Below are 18,622 nucleotides of genomic sequence, written 5' to 3' on the forward strand. Positions count from 1 at the left end.
GCTCTTAACCCTAAAGGTTAACCGGGTATGCTACATAATGGCCGGGACTGATTTCTCTCAGCTCGGTTGTACTGTTGTTATCCTTGTCCCATACTAATGAACCGTCTGGTTGGGCCAAGCCTCCCCCCAGTCTCTCCCGCTCTCCGACTGCTCTGGGATCAGGCACAGGGATGGAGGACAGTAGCGCCTGCGTATAAGGGTGAGCGGGCTGCTCATACAGTTCATCTGCATCGGCTACTTCTACCAGTCGCCCATGGTACATCACACCGATTCGGTCTGAAATATGTCGCACCATCGACAAGTCATGGGCGATGAACAGATACGTCAGCCCGAACTCCTGCTGGAGATCCTCCAGCGTGTTAATGACCTGCGCCTGAATGGACACATCCAGTGCCGAAATCGGCTCGTCACAGACGATGAACTCGGGGTTCACGGACAGAGCACGAGCGATGGAAATCCGCTGGCGCTGCCCGCCGCTGAACTCGTGCGAGTAGCGATACAGATGCTCCCGCTTCAGCCCTACCTTTTCAAGCAAAGCTACTACAGCATCTTTACGCTCACTACCCTGATGCAATCTGTGAATATCCATCGGCTCACCGATCAGGTCAAGCACGTTCATACCCGGATTAAGAGAGGAATATGGGTCCTGAAAAATGCTCTGAATGCGCCGACGCAGCGGCTTGAGCTGTTTATCGTTCAGCTTGGAAATATCCTGACCGTCAAAACGTACCGTACCTTCTGTATAATCGTATAATCGCGTCAGACAGCGTCCAACCGTTGATTTCCCACTACCTGACTCACCGACCAGTCCGAACGTCTCGCCACGCTTGATTTGAAAGCTCACGCCATCCACCGCCTTGAGCACCTCAGAGCTACGCCCTAACAAATCCTTTGCGGTCACAAAATGCTTCTTAAGCTGGTGTACCTCCACCAAGGGCTGATGCTCACCCAATACATCATTTGCTTCACTCACCGTTATTCCCCCCTTCCGCTTGGCCCGCTTCGGGCGTCTCGTAGACTCCAGCAGGCACTGCGTCCGGCTCGTTCAACCAGCAGGCTGCTCGCTGATCCGGGCGTAGCTCCACCATCGGCGGCCGCTCCACACAGCGGGCAAACGCGTGTGGGCACCGTTCCATGAACGGACAGCCTGATGGCGGGTTCAGCAGGTCCGGCGGCGTGCCCTCAATCGGCACCAGCCGCTTGCGGAAGCCGTTCGTGCGCTGGGGCACAGAACGCAGCAGGCCCTGCGTATACGGATGGCCCGGACGATAAAAGATATCGTCCACGCGTCCCTCCTCCATCACCATGCCGCCGTACATGACGATGACACGGCTACACACCTGGGCGACGACGCCCAGATCATGGGTGATCAGAGCAATGGACATGTCGGATTGCTGCTTTAGCGTCTTGAGCAACTCCAAGATTTGTGCCTGAATCGTTACGTCCAGCGCTGTAGTCGGCTCATCTGCAATCAGCAGCTCCGGGCTGCACGAGAGCGCCATGGCAATCATCACCCGCTGGCGCATCCCGCCGCTGAATTGATGCGGGTATTGGTTCATTCGGCGCTCCGGCTCGGTAATGCCTACTTGTCGCAGCAGTTCTACAGCTGCTTGCGTAGCCGCTTCCTTGCTCAGTCCTTGATGTCTGCGAATCACCTCAACCAGGTGATAGCCAACCTTTTTGACCGGATTCAGCGAGGTCATCGGGTCCTGAAAAACCATTGCAATCTGGTTTCCGCGTATTTTGCGCCATTGCTTTTCCGTCAGAGCGGTCAGGCTTTGTCCCCGGTAACGAATATCGCCGTTCAGCCGCTTGCCCGGCGGGGCAATCATCGACATGATCGCTTTCGCTGTAACACTTTTGCCGCTCCCGGATTCTCCTACGATTCCTACCGTTTCTCCAGCATCAATATGAAAACTAACCCCTCGAACTGCCTGATTTTCCCCTTCACGAGTGAAAAAGGAGACCTCCAGCTGTTCGACGGACAGTAGATATTCTGTCATTGTGTTTTCGCTCCTTCCTGTCGCTCCTGGAGCCATTTGTAATGGACCTGTACTATGAATCATCGTTTTACTAATTTGGGTTCAAAGCCTACACGCAGCACATCCCCCAAAACATTAAAGCTCAACACAGTCAGTAAAATAAGTAGACCCGGGAATAATGCCATATATGGGGCCTGTGCAATATATCCTTGGGCATTATTCAGCATACTGCCCCACGTAGCGTTCGGCAGCTGAACACCAAAGCCGAGGAAGCTCAGTGACGATTCCATCATAATCGCTGAAGCGATATTGTTCGTCGCCCCTACAATAATTACCGGAATCAGATTCGGTACGATATGCTTCATAATAATACCCAACGTGCTTTGTCCCGAAGCTTTGGCGTATAGTACATACTCCCGTTCGCGCAACGTCATTGTCTCTGCACGAACCACACGGGCAATGTTCATCCACATGAGCAGTGCGATAATGACAATGATATTGCCGACGCCCGGCTTCAAAAACACACTCAGCAGCAAAATAACCAAGAAAGACGGAATTGACATGATCAGCTCCAAAACCCGCATAAGCAGATTGTCGATCCATCCTCCAAAATACCCGCTCACAATCCCTACCACTGCACCGATACTGGTCGCAATAATCATGGACGCGAAGCCTACCAGCAATGATACACGTCCGCCGTACAGTGCTCTTGTAAAATAGTCCCGCCCATAATCATCCGTCCCAAACCAGTGTGCCGCTCCCGGTGGTTGGAGACGCTCCAGCACGTTCAACTTATTCGGGTCCTGTGGCGATAAAAATGCGAAAATCGCCCCCAGCGAGAATACGATCAATAGTATGAGGGCGACGGCGCCCATTTTGCTCGTCATCAGCTCGATCCCCATGTTGCGCCATTTGCTCCGATTCATGAATTCACCTCGTTGATTTAATTCTCGGGTCCGCGATGCTATACAAGATATCTGCAAGCAGATTACCCAGGATCAGCAGCAGAGCGGAAAATAAAGTAATCCCCATGATGACGGGATAATCCATCCCTTTTACCGCCGTCATGCCCAGCGAGCCAATGCCCGGCCAGGAAAATACCGTCTCCGTCACAATGGCTCCAGCCACCAGGTCCGCAACCGACATTCCGAGCAGCGTAATGATGGGCAACAGCACATGCTTAAGCACATGTCGAAACAAAACCAGTCTTTTTCCAGATCCGAACGCGTATTGAATCTGCACATACTCTTCCTTGAGCTGCGTAATCGTGCTGGAACGGATGTACCTCACATACACAGACAGAAAGCCGAAGGCCAGTACAAAACATGGTAAAATCCCATGCTTGATTACATCTAGCACCGAGTCCGTACCGATGGTACGCATTCCTGTACTCGGAAGCCAATGCAGATAAATCGCAAACAAATAAATAAGTAAAATACCGAGCCAAAATAGCGGAACAGAAATTCCGATGTACGACATCAGATTAATGAGCTTGTCGATCCAGCGATTCCGATTAGCCGCAGCCGTCAAACCGAGTGGAATTGCAATCAGCACAGCCAGTATGATGGAGGCCCCCATCAACCCGGCTGTAGCCGGCAGACGATCGAGAATCTGATCCAGCACAGGCTGGTGATTAATTAGCGAGTAGCCGAGATCACCCGTTAGGCTTTTTTTAAGCCATAATATGTACTGCACATAAGCAGGCTGGTCCAGCCCCAAGCTATGCCTCATTCGTTCAATGTCTTCCAGATGCATATTCGGTGTAACAAAAGAGAGAACCGGATCACCTGGGGCCAGCTTGATCAAGCCGAAGCAGACGATGGACACAAAAAATAGCATCGGTATAACTTGCAGCAACCTTCTGGCGATGAGTTGTCTCATACGTTTCCCTTCCCCTTGCTGTTTTCGAAAAAAATAAGCTGGTTAGCCCAGCTTATTTTTGAAAACCCTGTCTTATTTGTGATAAATTTTGGACAAATCCTCGAAAATCACGACCGGCTTTAACACAGCCTGATCAATACCGCCATACTGCTTGTCGAAGGCTACAATAGTCTTGGTGTAAGCAATCGGGTAGATGACAGCATCCTCAGCCAGCAGCTCTTGTACCTTTTTATAAATTGCTCCACGTTTAGTCGTATCCGACTCACCCGCGCCCTCTTCCAGCAGCTTATCTACTTCCTTATTCGAATAATGCGAATAGTTGGAGGATGATCCGGTGCTATACAAAATACGATACGCGTCAGGATCATACCCCATGATATAGCCGCTGATCGCCAGATCGAAGTCCTTGGCATTCGTATCGACGAATTTTTGCGACCATGCCGAGGAATCCATGCTGTTCACGTCCAGCTGAACGCCAATATCTTTGAACTTCTGCTGGATATAGAGCGCTTGTGCTTCCTGTACCTTGTTGCCGCCCGGAATGATAATGCGCAGCTTCAGTCCTTCAGCGCCAGCCGATTTCAGCAGCTCTTTTGCCTTGTTCACATCATTATTGAAAAATGCAACGTCATTCGTGTGATACAGTACATCCTGTGTCAGAGCAGATTTCGCAGTATCTGCATAATCTTTGGAGCCATAGGAGACTTGAATCAACTCATCCTGATTCAGTGCATAAGAAAGCGCCTGCCGCACTTCTTTTTTGTTCAACTGCTTCGTATCACTGTTTTCATTAAACATCAGATAAGCCAAGCGACCTTCGCTGTAAGGGAAAATGTCAAACTTATCTGTTGCTTTAATGGTCTCCACATTTTGCGGATCGAGATAGTTTACATTGATCTCACCATTTTGAAGGGCCAAATTCGCAGCATTTGAATCTTTAACAATCCGGTATGTTACTGAATCCAGATGCGGCTTTCCGCCAACATAGTTATCGAACCGTTCGAGTGTAACGTACTCACCGGTTTTGTACTCTTTAAATTTGAAAGGACCAGATCCAATCGGAGAGTTGTTTTTTGTGCTTTTCTCAATATCCGCTTCATTCTCGAAAATGTGCTTCGGAATCGGGGATACCTGTACCAGTGCTGCCTCAAAAGCAGGAGCTGGCTGAGGCAGCTTGAAATCCACCGTTGTATCATCAACCTTGCTCGCCTGAACCGGTTTGCCATTAACCATAAAATTACTTCTCAAAAAGCTGTGCTGCTTCTCATCCAAAATTTTGTTAATGGTGAAAACAACATCGTCAGCTGTCAGCTTCTCGCCATCATGCCAAGTCAGATTTTTTTTCAGTTTTAGTGTATAAGTCAGCTTGTCTGCTGAAGGAGTCAGACTGTCTGCCAAATAAAATGTCTTTTTGCCATTGTTCACTTGAAATAAGGGTGCGAATATCGCCTGATCTATCGTCAGACTTACCCGATCACCCGCATAGTTCGGATTCAGCACCACCGGATCAGCTTGTACGCCAATGATCAGGCTGCCGCCATCTTTAGGCTGTCCGTTATCAGCTGTTGTGGTAGCTGTACCGGGTGTATTCCCATTCGTCTCAGACGTAGATCCAGAATTCCCGCCGGAGCATGCACTTACAACCAACATCAATACAATAAATACCAATACACCAGTCAAATTACGACGCATCGCTCTAGCCCCCGTGTCCACTTAGTATGTAATAAATTTATTATAAATCGGAATAGTCGGATTTACAATCGGTCAAAAACTGTTTATTCCCCTTGTCATTAGCATTCCAGACATTATGTGATCGAATCTAGGAAAAAGACACCCGTTAAGGGTGTCTTCAGGCTGTCGAGAAACCCCCTGTTTTTTTGCAGGGGGTTTAAAACTGTCTTAGTGGTCTAAAAACTAGGGTCCTCAGATCGTTTTAAATCGATTTTTATTTTAAAAGATGCGTCTCCCCATATAAAAATAGAAGTGTCGAAAAGTCCTCTAGACTTTCTCGACACTCTGAAGACACCCGTTAAGGGTGTCTTCAGGGTATCCACAAACTGATTAGTGCCAGGATGGCAGGCAGGCCTTGCTTTAATAAAATAGACTTATTGGCAGTTAATGCACCATACAACGCAGCCACTACCACACAAATGACAAAGAATAATTGGATTTGCCGCCCGAATACAGTATCCGGATAGAACAAGCCCCACACCAATCCGGCTGCCAAAAAGCCGTTGTACAGCCCCTGATTTGCAGCCAAGGATTTGCTTGCTTCCGCCAGCTCCTTCGAGGTGCCGAACGTACGCATCGCCCGCGGAGTCGTCCACAGAAACATTTCCAATATTAGAATGTACACATGCTCCAGAGCTACAATTCCGACCAATATTGAACTAAGTAAGCTCAAGTATATTCCTCTTTTCCACATAAAGTTACTATGAGGTGAGTTTTAAATCTATCCTCGAAAAGTATAGTTCATCTTCCAAAAACAGTAAAGAGACCGAGCCTAAGGCCCGGCCTCATTTCTACATGAAGCCTTACATCGTTCTTGCAAAATCCAACAAAGCTTTGGACATGCTGTTGATCTCGTCTGTAGATGCATTCACTTGTTGCGTTAGCGCGGCTTGTGTTTGTGTCAGCGTAGACATATTACCAATATTGTGCAAAATCCGCTCGATGAGTGTCTTCATTTCGTCCAGACTAGTCTCGATATTTCCGGTCGCATCAGCACTGTGTATGGCGAGTTTTCTCACTTCATCTGCAACTACCGCAAACCCCCGCCCCTGCTCGCCCGCACGCGATGCCTCAATGGCAGCATTCAGACCCAGCAGATTCGTTTGATTCGCAATCTCTTTAATGAAGTTGGAAATGTTTTGGGTCTCTTCTGCACTGACTTTGGCTTGATTCGCTGCCTCTGTCGATTGCTCCTGAGCCGTTGCCAGCTCCTGCGCCTGGTTACTAACCGAGTTAACGCCGTTCACCATTTCCGTAATGGAATCGGAGAGATGCTGGATCTTGAGCGTCAGCTCATCCGCAACAGCCTGCTTTTCCTTTTCGACAGTAATATCACGAATGGTACCCGCAATACGAATAGGTACTCCCTTGCTATCGCGTATGCTTCTTCCACTGTTTTGATACCAGCGATATTCGCCATTTTTACTTTGCAAGCGACACACCATGTCATATGGCGTACGATCTGAATAGTCATTTAAATGGTCAACTACAGCCTTAAACGCATGCTCGGCATCGTCAGGATGTATACGCGAGCTCCAACTGCTTAGTACACTTGGGAAGTCCTGCTCATCCTTAAAGCCCAAGGTGTGGCGGAATTGCTGGGACCACCAAAATATATTATCCGGGTTCTCAATGTCTCCATCAGCCAGAATGACATCATATGGAGCCTCCACCAAAACACGATTGATGAGATCATATCTTGTAACTAGAGCCTGAAGCTCCTCGGACTTAATCTTCTGGTCGTGCACATCCAACAGAGCGCCCGCAATCCGAAGCGGCACTCCCTGCTGATCGCGGATCGTCGTTCCGGTAGCCCGGAACCAGCGGTATTCTCCATGCTTCAGCTTCAAACGATACTGTACGTCATAAGGCGTCTTGCCCGTAAAATCCAGCAAATGATCCGACAATTCGGTCAATGCTCTGTCATGATCTTCGGGGTGCAGCCGGGATGCCCAGCTGTTTAATACATTGGGGAAGTCCTTTTCGCTCTGATACCCCAGCATAGCACGAAATTCTTCTGACCATGTGAATGTATTACTTGGATTGACGGGATCACCCGCAACCACCTCCATGTCCCATAAGCCAATCTCTATAGCCTTGGTAACAAGCTTCAGACGGATGTCAACATGTTGAGCATCATTTTTCATGGACTCAAGCGCTCGGTTGACATTGTTTGCGATTTCTTGAACCTCGGAAGATTGGGATGAAACTTGTATTGCGGCAGAATAATCCTTCTGCTGTATTCTTTGTGAAAGTTTGCGGCTTTCTTCTACTAAAGGAGCAAGTGAGTGGGTCTCATTTTTTTTAAGAAACATATATGTTCTTCCCTTCTAAGCCAATATATAAAACGATATAGTTTAATATCGGAATTTTATTAAGAATCATTATAAATAAATCTAAAATAGCATAGGTAATAAGAATCATTTTCATGTCCATATACCTATATATTCATACAGAAAACATCGAAAAATGTCGAAAAAGGAAAGGTCTTAATAAGTCTGGAAATGAAAAGAACACCTTCGCATTACTTCGCAAAAGTGCTCTTTCTGGCAACTATTCAGTTCGTTGCATCTTATTTAATTGAAGCAACGTATTCCTCGCCCTTTTCTTTATCATATTGGCCTTCCCATTTGGACATGACCACAGCGGCAAGCGAGTTACCTAATACATTGACTACCGTACGCGCCATATCCAGAATGCGATCAATACCAGCGATAAAAGCCAACCCCTCCAGCGGGAGGTTCACTGCTCCAAGTGTAGCGAGCAAAACGACAAAGGAAGCACCTGGCACCCCTGCAATACCTTTGGAGGAAATAATCAAAACTAGCACCAGCGTGATCTGTGTCGTGATTGGCAGGTCAATTCCGTACATTTGGGCAATGAAAATCGCAGCCAGTGCCTGATACAGGGTGGAACCGTCCAGATTAAAAGAATACCCAATCGGAATGACAAAGGACGTAATTCCTTTAGGACATCCGAACTTCTCCATCTTCTCCATGATCTTAGGCAAAACACTTTCCGAACTGGCCGTCGAATATGCAAGCAACAGCTCACTTTTCAAAATTTTAACCATAGTCCAGAGTCGGGTACCGCAAAGCTTGGCGATTATTCCAAAAACAATCACAATGAACAGTATCATGGAGCCGTACACCGACAAAACAAGCTTCAATAAAGGCCATAACGAGGCCAATCCAAACTTGGCCACTGTCGTTCCAATCAGGGCAAATACACCGAACGGAGCCAGGCGCATGACCTGATTGGTTACCCAGAACATGGCGTCGGCTACGCCTTCAAAGAAATTCAGCACAGGCTTGCCTTTGTCACCAATCGCCGCTACCCCTAATCCAAACAGTACGGAGAAGAATATAATAGCCAGCATATCCCCCTCGCCCAGGGCGTGAATAACATTGGTAGGAACAATATGCACAATCGTATCTATAAAACTATGGCCTGACTTCTCTGCAGTCTCCACATAGGAATGGATATCACTCTTGGCCAGGTGGGACATGTCTACGCCGTCACCAGGTCGAACCAAGTTGGCAACAAGCAGTCCGAAAAGGATGGCGATTGTCGTTACAATCTCAAAGTACAGAATAGACTTTCCGCCGAGTTTACCCAATTTTTTCATGTCGCCCACGCCGGCAACGCCGATAATGAGTGTTGAGATCACAATAGGCACGACAATCATCTTGATCAAGCGGATGAAAATATCGCCGATTGGCTTTAAGTAGACTTCCACCCCTGAATTGCCGTAAAATAAGGCACCAATAATAATACCTAAAGCCAGACCGATAAAGATTTGCATCGTCAAATTAATCTTTTTCACTTCGTGTCCCCCCTGGCTGATTTGTATATTTTTGCAGTATGCTGTTCTTAATATTCAAATGATGTTATTTATACTACAATCTGATCTATAAAAAACGACAATTATCTACAGCTGCATTTATTTTTTTCTATAAATTCACAAACTTTAACGGCGAGCCTGTGAATTTAGCTCACATTGCCTTTCTGACTGAATACCCAGGAGGTGAATATAGATGAAGTTGAATACGCTCCTTTTCCTGCTCATGCTTGTATTTGTACCGCTCGCAGGTGAGCTGAATATTCACCCGTTCGCTAATACATTCCGTCTCAGCTTTGGTACGCCTGTATTTTTTTTCTTTCTGTTATCTATTCGTCATATTCCGCCTGCATTATCGGGAGTGCTTGCAGGGATAGCGGTAGTCGCCTTTCGCATCTTACTCAATCATTACACTCAGCCCGGCCTTCCCTTTGAAGAGTTGCTGACACTGCACGGCCCTACCTTTTTTTATTACATGATCTACGGTCTGCTCTTCCAGGTCCTTAACATTAATGCTGAGCCTTACCGCGCACTCCGCGTGGGCATCCTCTCTGTAGGGATTGAGGTTGCCGCAAGTGTATCGGAACTTAGCATCCGGTGGAGCATGGACGGCGATTTCTGGGACATCATTAAGATCAGCAAAGTAGCTTTCATGGCTATGATCCGCAGCTTCTTCGTGCTTGGGTTTTATAATATGATTCGGTTAAATCAATCGGTCCAGCATGAAGAGGCACAAAGGCAGCAGACGGAGCGAATTTTACTCCTTGTATCGGACTTGTATGAGGAGTCGGTCCAGTTAGGCAAAACGCTGTCACATGCAGAACAAATCACTCGTGAAAGCTACGAGCTGTACCGTGAGTTGCAGCAGGATGAATCTCTGAAGGATAGAGAACATTACGCCAGACAGGCACTTCGTATTTCCGGACAGGTTCACGAGATCAAAAAAGACAGCCAGCGGATTTTTGCTGGTTTGTCCAAGCTGATTGATGCCGAAAGCGGAGTGCATTACATGGCTTCTCAAGAGCTTGGGGAGCTAATTATCCGAACGAACAGCAAATACGCCCAATCGCTGGACAAGTCCATCCGTTTTACCCTAGATGTCGATCCATTGTTACCCAAGCTGCATGTTTATACCGTTTTGACACTTATTAATAACCTGACAGCCAATGCGGTTGAAGCAATGAAGAACAACGGAAGGATTGACGTTTCCATTCGCTGTCTACCGGGAAAAGAGGATATAGCTTCCTTTATTGTTACCGACAACGGTCCGGGGATTCCTCAACGAAAACGGGAAATGGTCTTCACACCAGGGTATACGACCAAGTATGATGAGGAAGGACAGCCGTCGACCGGTATGGGATTGTTTTATGTACGTGAGGTCGCGGAGAGCCTTGGAGGAACGATTGAACTGCAACAGGATGAAGAAGAGAATACAGATAGATTACAGACCACTTTTAGAATTACATTGCCTTTACGGAAACTGACGGAGAAAGGAAGATAGCCCGGATGCGTTTTTATATTGTGGATGACGATCAGGGAATTCGTTCTATGCTGGCAGACATTATTGAAGACGAAGGTTTAGGAGAAGTCATCGGGGAAGCAGAGGATGGTACCTACGTGAATAGCGGCCTCCTGGAGCTGAACCGGATTGATGTATTGCTGATTGACTTGCTGATGCCGCTTCGTGATGGCATTCAGACCGTGCGTGCACTCGGCGATCAATTCAGCGGCAAAATCATTATGATTTCTCGCATCGAATCCAAAAACATGATCGGCGAGGCATACTCGCTCGGTATTGAATATTATGTGGCCAAGCCTTTGAATCGACTGGAGATTATTGCAGTTATTCATAAGGTGGCTGAGCGTCTGCGCATGCAGCAGTCGATTACGGATATTCAGCGCACGCTTCAAGGGTTGTCGATGTTCACAACGAATAACCCAACGGCAACAATTGAACCGACCCGAAACATCGTAACTTCCGGGCAGTTTCTGCTCTCCGAAATGGGGATGATCGGCGAAGCCGGGAGTATGGATTTACTGGACATGCTGGAATTTCTGGACCAGTATGAGGAGGAAACAGGAAATCTATCTCCCTATCTGTTCCCGCCGTTGAAGGATATATTTGCTAATGTAGCGTCCAAACGATTAGGGGCTTCAGCCTCAGCAGTAGAGCTGAGTAAGGAAATCAAGGCATCGGAGCAACGTGTCCGCCGTGCTATTTTCCAGACGCTAAGCCATATAGTATCGCTCGGATTGACTGACTATACCCATCCTAAATTTGAAAATTATGCATCCAAATTTTTTGATTTTACAGAAATCCGCAAAAAAATGCTGGAACTGCAAAACAATGTGGAGCCTTCACTGTCCCAAGCCCGCATTAATACGAAAAAATTCGTACAAGTGCTCTATATGGAAGCAAAACGGCTATTACACTAAGCATTTTGCATAAATCCCAAGAGTATTCACAAATCAGCAATATATAGATCGGAACGGGTTAGCCCGTCTATATATTGTACCCTCGAGCGTTGGGAATCGAATTATGCAAAATGCTGACATTAAAAGAAAAGCACCTGCATCTCCCCATGTATCTATTACTTGGAGATTAACAGGTGCCCATCGTTGATGATTCGATATCCCTTTAGTCCAGACTCTTGCCCTGCCACTCCATAGCTTCCAAGAGATCTACACCATCGGACAGCAGACGTTTCAAGACATTCAGATCTTCCGAGCTATAACGATTTAAAAATTGAAATAACTGCTGCTGTACCTTAACATGCAGTCGTTCATGCACAAGAAAGAGTCTTTTCCCCAACGGGGTTAACCGAAAATAAATTTCTTTCTTGTTGTCGTTAAGCTGGGTTCTGCGAATCCAGCCTTCCTTGAGCAGCTTGGTGCTGACTTTCGAAACTGTACCCTTGCTCAGCTCAATTCGATCCGCTAATGTCGTAACATTAATCGGCTCATGCCGCCCGATACAATCCATAACGTGCACATCCGTCATATTGAGCGAAGTCATTCCATCAAAGTGCTCGCGGATTTCTTCGAGAAAGGTCATGCTCTCTCTTTGCTGATGCTGCTCCCACTGATGATTCATCTTAATAAGCAAATCATAGACATGCTGAACCGATGTCGCCTTTTCCATACGAACAAGTAGTCACTCCTTTGGCATACTCCTCCTTCATTATAGCCCATTTTTGTTTCATAGAAAACAATATATGCATACGGAAAGCTCCCCTTTAACATTTCCGTATATATACAAAATATATCTATTGTTGATACTTTGTTTCTTTTGAAACAATTTTATTTTAGTACAAATGAGAATGATTATCAACTGTTTTTAAAAATTATTTTTCTTTCTCTTCATACTACGCGGGTATTTTCATTTCGAAAAATATAATTGTATAATCGTAAAATGAGAATAAGTTAGAAACAAGTTCTCCATAGAAGGGATGATGATACATGTCGGATGCAAACCAATTATTCGGTCAAGCACTGGTTAAATCACTGGTCGGGGAACGTGGACATATTCGAGTAGCTCGGGCTTTACCAGACATCGACGTCGAGCTGGCAGGGAAGAAAAATGCAGAAATGCCTTACAGCATTTATCAACTGCTGAAGCATATGATTTACTGGCAGCAGTTCATGCTGGAGCATTTGGAAGGACGGAAGCCCCAGCTTCCGGGCAATGTCATGGAAAGCTGGCCCAAAGAGACTGGACCGCAAAGCGAAGAGGCATGGCAGGCTGTCATTAACGAATTTTTACAGGGCGTAGATCAGGCTGTGCAGATTGCCGAAACCGCGCAACTGGATGATTCACTAGCTCATTTTCCAGGTGAAACGAAAGCAGGACTACTGCGGAATATCGCTTCCCACAATTCATATCATTTGGGTGAAATCGTGCTACTACGCCGGATTTATGGAGCTTGGCCACCACCAGGAGGCGGCTTTCCAGCCTAAAGGCAACACCACGCTCTAATCCAGATTCCCCCATCCGCTGCTTCATACCTCCATCATTGCAATGGGATTTAGGCACCGCGAGGAACTCGCTTGCGTACCCTATATGGGAACCCGCTAACTCGACCTGAAGCCGTTTACCCGTAATCAGGTGCAATCCGAATAACGGTTCCCATGATGCAAGACCAAAGAGAGGTTTCGAGGTTATGGTGAGACACTTATATTTAAATCGTAATATTGCCTGTATGATTGTGATCAGCCTTATTGCTAACATGAGTGGAAGTATGATCCTTCCACTCTTTGCTATTTATGTAGAGCAATTCGGGATATCCGTACTCGGCATGAGCATTTTATTTTCTCTATTTTATGTAGGTAGATTTCTTGGTGGAGGCTTGGCAGGACGAATTTATGAAAAGATTGGCGCAAAACGCTTGGGGTTGAGCTTACTCATTGCCGAAATCGCTTGTATGCTCCTGTTTCCGATTGCAACAAGCTTCATCATTCTATCCCTACTGAGACTCCTCCAAGGCTTGGTAGCCATAGGGCTAACCGTCTTTGTAAGAGTCACGATCAACCATATGAGCACCGCAGATAATCGAGGCATGCTCAATGGATATATCAGCAGCAGTGAAGGTGCCGGTATGATTTTAGGGCCTCTTATGAGTGGAGCTATTGTTTCTTATTTTTCTTTATCCATTCCGTTTTATTTCGTTGCTATGTTCTCATGTATATCCTTCGTTGCCGTCTCCAGAATGACCTTCCCCAGTCTCTCTTCCAAACCTCAGCAACAGCACGCACCCCTTCATGAGTCGAAAAGAAAAACCATGCTAACGAAACAGCTACTGCTCTATTCCACCGTTCATTTCCTTGAAATGAGTGCATTCGCTATATTTTTAACGTACTTCTCTGTATATGCAACCTACAAACTCCATTGGAGCCCCGCAGAAATCAGCTTAGCTTTTACCATTATCGGCATATCGACCTTCATATCAGCCCCCTTTATTGGCAAACTATCTGATCTACTTAAGGATCGCTTGATGCTTTGTATCATCGGTCTATTGTTGATCATGGTGGAAATCATCTTATTTCTTTGGTTCACAGAACCGTGGATCGTATACTTAGGGATGTTCATCGGAGGTATAGGAGGAGCCAGCTATCTGGATTCCTTTTACTCGCAACTAGGGGATGTTATTCCTGAGGAGAATAGAAGCTCATTTATCGGCAACGTCGTATCTTTGTCCGAATTGGGGGCCATTGTGTCTCCGATCATCGCAGGTGCACTCATGGAACGGTTTAGCATCAACACTCCCTTTTACTACAATTTGATTTTGGTGTTGATCGCTATAGTTATCCAATATGTTATTCGTTTCAAGTCGAAATCTATAAGAAAAAGGCCAATTGCATAAGCAACTGGCCTCCTTTCTTTCTCACAGCTCCAACTCAACTGCAACCCCAAAATGATCCGATACAACTGGTCCAGTTTTCCCGTTCAGCACAACGGTTGAGGATTGAACCTGTGCAGCCTTATTGGAGAAGATAAAGTCAATACGGAGCGGCTCCGCATTACTTTCCCAACCAGCAATAGCTTTAATCACTGTGTGGCCTTCATCACGTACTGCTGCATTCGGATAGGTGTCCGACCAGCCGGATTGCAGTACATAGTCATATCCTTCTCCACGCACTTCAGCCGCGTTGTTGAAATCACCCATCATAAACACAGGAGTCGGAGCAAAAGAATTTAGCACTTTTGTTGTACGATCCCATAGTCCACGGAAGGATTCTTCATCATTCCACCAGTTATAATGTCCACTTACAAACCAGGCCTGCACTCCGTCCACCACAGTTTGAACGCCGACAATTTTACGTGAGCGGTAGTTGTCATAATCCTTTAGCGAGGAAACATATTCGTTCACCGTAGCTGTAATCGGTGTTTTGGACAGAATCGCCAAACCCTCGTCGTATTTGGCAAAACCAACATGTGCGGGAGCCCACGTCCACTGATAAGCATCGGACAATAGCCCGTTCAGCACATAAGCATAGTTATCACGCTTAATGACAACTTCAGGATCTGCGCTATAATAAGCGCCCAAATCGTCCGGCGACAAAGGAGCCTCTTCCATGGACTGGTTCACTTCCTGCAAAGCAATGACATCAAACTGCTGTTCATCAATAAAAGCAGCCAGCTGCTTTAGCTTATCATGCTGGTTTTCTTCCATCCAAGCATGTGCATTTAAGGTTAACAACTTCAAAGTAATCACCTGTTGAGTATGTCTTGTATATCTGATTTAAGCACATCTGCCTTCGGTCCGTAAACTGCCTGCACCCCATTGTCTACTTTTATCAAGCCCAAGGCACCCAGCGCTTTCCACGTCTTTTCGTCCCCAACGGCATCCGTATCCTTCACCGTCACACGCAGACGGGTCATGCAAGCGTCCACCTCGACAATGTTCTGCTCACCCCCAAGCGTCTTGATGATATCCGTAGCCAGTTGATTTTGAGTGGAAACAGCTGCCACACCCTCTGTCTTTGTACTCCCAGCCACGGAAGTCCCTTGAGGCTCCTCATCCGTATAGTTCCCCAGTCTTCCCGGCGTAGCCATTTTGAATTTACCGATCATAAAATACGCGATAAAGTAGGTTGCTACCGCAAACACCACACAAGTCAGCACGAAGTTAATAATATCCTGCACCAAACCCGCATTTATAGACAACGGCATTCGGGTCAGCAGTTCAATCATACCAAACGAATGTAAACGCAAATGTATGATGTCGGCCATTCCGAATGCAATACCGGTAAGAATAGCATAAACCACATACAGCACAGGCGCCACGAACATAAACATGAATTCCAGTGGCTCCGTTACCCCTGTTAAAAAGACAGCTGCGGCTGCCGAAAAGATCATCGACTTGTACTTGCTGCGTTTATCTTTGTCTACACGGCGATACATAGCCACCGCTAGTCCCATAAGGATTCCTGCTCCACCGATCATTTGTCCTACCTTGAAGCGGGCAGGCGTTACGCCCTCCAACAAGCTATTGTAGGCTGTCGGATCAGTACCACGAAGCGCACTTAGGTCACTTGCCCAAGCCAGCCACAGCGGGTCTTGCCCGGCAACGACGCTTCCTGCCCCGGAACCCGTAAGTGTCGTGTAAACGCCACCAAGTTGAGTATAGTTAATAGGAACGGTCAGCATATGGTGAAGTCCAAAAGGAATTAGTAGTCTTTCCAGTGTACCATAGACAAATGGCGCTACAAAAGGAGCCGACTCCCCTGAGGTCGCTAACCAAATACCGAACTGATTAATCCCCCCCTGAACAAATGGCCAGATGGCAGACATGATCAAACTTACGATGACAGACCATAAAATCACGACAAAAGGAACAAAACGTTTGCCGTTAAAAAAAGCTAAAGCGTCTGGCAGCTTGCGGTAATTGTAGTACTTGTTAAATACCACGGCTCCGACAAAGCCGGAGATGATACCGACAAACACACCCATATTAAGTGCAGGTGCCCCTAAGACAGAGGTAAAATAGCCACTAACCGGAATGGATGCACCAAAAAGAGTGTGGGTGGTGGCACCCTCCTGGGTTAGCATTTTCGAGGACACACCCAAAATCGTTCCTGTTGAAATATTAATGAGAATAAAGGCAATTAAGGCCGCAAAAGCTCCGCCCGCCCGTTCCTTAGCCCAGGAACCACCAATCGCCACGGCAAACAGTATGTGTAAATTATTGATAATACCCCAACCCAAATTCTCCATAACCCCGCCGACGGTCAACCAGAAATGGATATCACCAGCCAACATCGCCACTACTTTACCGAGCGAAATCATAATCCCTGCTGCCGGCATGACAGCAACAACCACTAGCAGTGCTTTCCCGAGCTTTTGCCAAAAATCAAATGATAGAAGTTTTTTCATGCTCCTTCAATCTCCATCCCTTATAGTATGTACAGCGTTGTTCGTACCCTATAAACATTATGCAATCGGTTGCACAATTATTATAATGATATCGCTTTCTATTGGCAATACCCTAATTGTAAATATCTTGGTTAATGATGATGTAAAAACTCGAAAAAGCCGCGAATTTGTTGATTTTCGAGCAATATCGTATGATAGAACATAATATTTCCTGCTTGAGATAGCAAAAGGAGACGAAGACGATGGCAGTAACCATCAAAGATGTCGCAAAACGTGCTAATGTTGCTACTTCCACCGTATCCCGTGTCATTCAAGACAGCCCCAAAATCAGCGAAGCCACCAAGGCACGTGTCCGTAAAGAAATGAAGGCGCTTGGCTATGAACCCAACTATTCAGCTCAGAGTCTAGCTAACCGTGTCACACAGTCAATTGGCATCATTATGCCTGAATCGGATGTGGCAATCTTTCAAAATCCGTTCTTTCCGGAAAGCCTTCGTGGGATCAGCGAATGGGTAAATGAGCACAACTATACACTGTCCATTGTCACAGGAAAAACGAGCGATGAATTGCTATCCCGCGTGAAGCTGATGACCCGGACCGGGCGTGTTGACGGCTATATTGTTCTGTACTCCAAGCAAAAAGATAGCATTGTGGAGTACCTTCATAAAGAAAAAATACCTTACACCGTAATCGGTAAGCCTCAGCAATTTGTCAGTGAAACTACCCATGTAGATAACGATAACTACCAGGCTGCCAAGGATGTGGTCACTTATTTGACTGGGCTGAATCATCAGCACATTGCTTATGTTGGCGGTGATCATGAACACATCGTGAATATTGAAAGACTCCGAGGCTACCAGGATGCGTTGCGAGAGGCAGGCTTGCCTTTACCCAAGGAATACGTGGTCAGAGAGCCATTTAATCTGGAGGACATGCGGACATTATTGCAGGCCACCCCGCCGCCTACCGCGATGATCGTTAGCGACGACCTTGTAGCCATGGCAGTACAGAAAATGCTTTCTCAGCTAGGCGTGTCCATGCCAGAGCAGTTATCCATGGTGAGCTTCAATAATCTAATGCTAGCTGAGCTGATGAATCCCCCTCTGACTTCCGTGGATATTGATATCTTCACTCTAGGTTATCAGGCAGCCAAAAGCCTGATTGAAAAAATCGAGGACCCCAAGGAATTGACCAAGCACATCATTGTTCCCCACCGAATCGTGGAGCGCAAATCCAGCCAATTACTATGATTCTTAGCGGAAATGAACAAGAACTGATTTTGTGGAAACCCATAAAATCAGTTTTTTTGCGTTG

Annotated in this window: 16 protein-coding genes; 5 read left to right on the plus strand and 11 right to left on the minus strand. The window is 46.5% G+C overall.

Annotation, left to right across the window (positions count from 1 at the left end; genetic code table 11):
• Positions 1–10: 10 nt before the first annotated feature.
• The 8 genes from NLX78_RS23960 to NLX78_RS24000 all read right to left on the minus strand — a co-directional run bounded on the left by NLX78_RS23960 (position 11) and on the right by NLX78_RS24000 (position 9,420).
• On the minus strand, positions 11–973 hold the full coding sequence (locus NLX78_RS23960) for an ABC transporter ATP-binding protein (protein ID WP_367988689.1): 963 nt from the start codon (positions 971–973) through the stop codon (positions 11–13).
• Complete coding sequence (locus tag NLX78_RS23965) at positions 966–2,003, minus strand: ABC transporter ATP-binding protein (protein ID WP_254351732.1); 1,038 nt, start codon at positions 2,001–2,003, stop codon at positions 966–968. The genes NLX78_RS23960 and NLX78_RS23965 overlap by 8 nt, the downstream gene beginning before the upstream one ends.
• Positions 2,004–2,062: 59 nt before the next feature.
• Complete coding sequence (locus NLX78_RS23970) at positions 2,063–2,908, minus strand: ABC transporter permease (protein ID WP_235306957.1); 846 nt, start codon at positions 2,906–2,908, stop codon at positions 2,063–2,065.
• 4 nt (positions 2,909–2,912) lie between these two features.
• The gene (locus tag NLX78_RS23975) at positions 2,913–3,863 is read right to left on the minus strand and encodes an ABC transporter permease (protein ID WP_023986565.1); all 951 of its coding nucleotides are present in this window, start codon (positions 3,861–3,863) and stop codon (positions 2,913–2,915) included.
• A 72-nt stretch (positions 3,864–3,935) separates the two neighbouring features.
• Positions 3,936–5,555, minus strand: a complete 1,620-nt coding sequence (locus NLX78_RS23980; RefSeq protein WP_254351733.1) for an ABC transporter substrate-binding protein — start codon at positions 5,553–5,555, stop codon at positions 3,936–3,938.
• A gap of 349 nt (positions 5,556–5,904) precedes the next feature.
• Complete coding sequence (locus NLX78_RS23985) at positions 5,905–6,267, minus strand: DUF1304 domain-containing protein (RefSeq protein ID WP_254351734.1); 363 nt, start codon at positions 6,265–6,267, stop codon at positions 5,905–5,907.
• Positions 6,268–6,397: 130 nt separating this feature from the next.
• Positions 6,398–7,909: a methyl-accepting chemotaxis protein gene (locus tag NLX78_RS26630; RefSeq protein WP_302057494.1), complete on the minus strand. Its 1,512-nt coding sequence runs from the start codon at positions 7,907–7,909 to the stop codon at positions 6,398–6,400.
• 257 nt (positions 7,910–8,166) lie between these two features.
• Positions 8,167–9,420, minus strand: a complete 1,254-nt coding sequence (locus NLX78_RS24000; protein ID WP_061831913.1) for a cation:dicarboxylate symporter family transporter — start codon at positions 9,418–9,420, stop codon at positions 8,167–8,169.
• Positions 9,421–9,631: 211 nt separating this feature from the next.
• On the opposite strand from NLX78_RS24000, the gene NLX78_RS24005 reads away from it, so the two are divergent.
• Together NLX78_RS24005 and NLX78_RS24010 are read left to right on the plus strand one after the other, a co-directional pair.
• Positions 9,632–10,936 carry a sensor histidine kinase gene (locus tag NLX78_RS24005; RefSeq protein ID WP_254351735.1) on the plus strand — a complete coding sequence of 435 codons (1,305 nt, stop codon included), beginning with the start codon at positions 9,632–9,634 and terminating at the stop codon, positions 10,934–10,936.
• A 5-nt stretch (positions 10,937–10,941) separates the two neighbouring features.
• Entirely contained in the window at positions 10,942–11,871 is a 930-nt protein-coding gene (locus NLX78_RS24010) for a response regulator (RefSeq protein ID WP_061831911.1), read from the plus strand.
• Between the two features lie 202 nt (positions 11,872–12,073).
• Here the strand turns inward: NLX78_RS24010 and NLX78_RS24015 are convergent, their stop codons facing one another.
• The gene (locus NLX78_RS24015) at positions 12,074–12,577 is read right to left on the minus strand and encodes a MarR family transcriptional regulator (RefSeq protein ID WP_250267206.1); all 504 of its coding nucleotides are present in this window, start codon (positions 12,575–12,577) and stop codon (positions 12,074–12,076) included.
• A 317-nt stretch (positions 12,578–12,894) separates the two neighbouring features.
• On the opposite strand from NLX78_RS24015, the gene NLX78_RS24020 reads away from it, so the two are divergent.
• The gene (locus tag NLX78_RS24020; protein ID WP_250259875.1) at positions 12,895–13,392 is read left to right on the plus strand and encodes a DinB family protein; all 498 of its coding nucleotides are present in this window, start codon (positions 12,895–12,897) and stop codon (positions 13,390–13,392) included.
• Between the two features lie 203 nt (positions 13,393–13,595).
• Entirely contained in the window at positions 13,596–14,795 is a 1,200-nt protein-coding gene (locus NLX78_RS24025) for an MFS transporter (RefSeq protein ID WP_254351736.1), read from the plus strand.
• Between the two features lie 21 nt (positions 14,796–14,816).
• Here the strand turns inward: NLX78_RS24025 and NLX78_RS24030 are convergent, their stop codons facing one another.
• Entirely contained in the window at positions 14,817–15,638 is an 822-nt protein-coding gene (locus NLX78_RS24030) for an endonuclease/exonuclease/phosphatase family protein (RefSeq protein WP_254351737.1), read from the minus strand.
• A 5-nt stretch (positions 15,639–15,643) separates the two neighbouring features.
• A complete protein-coding gene (locus tag NLX78_RS24035; RefSeq protein ID WP_250259879.1) occupies positions 15,644–17,308 on the minus strand; it encodes a PTS transporter subunit IIBC in 1,665 nt (554 codons plus the stop codon).
• Between the two features lie 242 nt (positions 17,309–17,550).
• On the opposite strand from NLX78_RS24035, the gene NLX78_RS24040 reads away from it, so the two are divergent.
• Positions 17,551–18,558 carry a LacI family DNA-binding transcriptional regulator gene (locus NLX78_RS24040; protein ID WP_103048414.1) on the plus strand — a complete coding sequence of 336 codons (1,008 nt, stop codon included), beginning with the start codon at positions 17,551–17,553 and terminating at the stop codon, positions 18,556–18,558.
• Positions 18,559–18,622 lie beyond the last annotated feature (64 nt).

Source organism: Paenibacillus sp. Lou8.1 (assembly GCF_024213565.1).
Taxonomy (GTDB): domain Bacteria; phylum Bacillota; class Bacilli; order Paenibacillales; family Paenibacillaceae; genus Paenibacillus; species Paenibacillus polymyxa_B.

Bases quoted from the DNA above. Each gene is read 5' to 3' on its own strand.
- NLX78_RS23965 (WP_254351732.1), bottom strand. From the start codon at position 2,003: ATGACAGAATATCTACTGTCCGTCGAACAGCTGGAGGTCTCCTTTTTC.
- NLX78_RS24010 (WP_061831911.1), top strand. From the start codon at position 10,942: ATGCGTTTTTATATTGTGGATGACGATCAGGGAATTCGTTCTATGCTG.
- NLX78_RS23980 (WP_254351733.1), bottom strand. From the start codon at position 5,555: ATGCGTCGTAATTTGACTGGTGTATTGGTATTTATTGTATTGATGTTG.
- NLX78_RS24020 (WP_250259875.1), top strand. From the start codon at position 12,895: ATGTCGGATGCAAACCAATTATTCGGTCAAGCACTGGTTAAATCACTG.
- NLX78_RS23975 (WP_023986565.1), bottom strand. From the start codon at position 3,863: ATGAGACAACTCATCGCCAGAAGGTTGCTGCAAGTTATACCGATGCTA.
- NLX78_RS24025 (WP_254351736.1), top strand. From the start codon at position 13,596: ATGGTGAGACACTTATATTTAAATCGTAATATTGCCTGTATGATTGTG.
- NLX78_RS24005 (WP_254351735.1), top strand. From the start codon at position 9,632: ATGAAGTTGAATACGCTCCTTTTCCTGCTCATGCTTGTATTTGTACCG.
- NLX78_RS24040 (WP_103048414.1), top strand. From the start codon at position 17,551: ATGGCAGTAACCATCAAAGATGTCGCAAAACGTGCTAATGTTGCTACT.
- NLX78_RS26630 (WP_302057494.1), bottom strand. From the start codon at position 7,909: ATGTTTCTTAAAAAAAATGAGACCCACTCACTTGCTCCTTTAGTAGAA.
- NLX78_RS24035 (WP_250259879.1), bottom strand. From the start codon at position 17,308: ATGAAAAAACTTCTATCATTTGATTTTTGGCAAAAGCTCGGGAAAGCA.
- NLX78_RS24015 (WP_250267206.1), bottom strand. From the start codon at position 12,577: ATGGAAAAGGCGACATCGGTTCAGCATGTCTATGATTTGCTTATTAAG.
- NLX78_RS23970 (WP_235306957.1), bottom strand. From the start codon at position 2,908: ATGAATCGGAGCAAATGGCGCAACATGGGGATCGAGCTGATGACGAGC.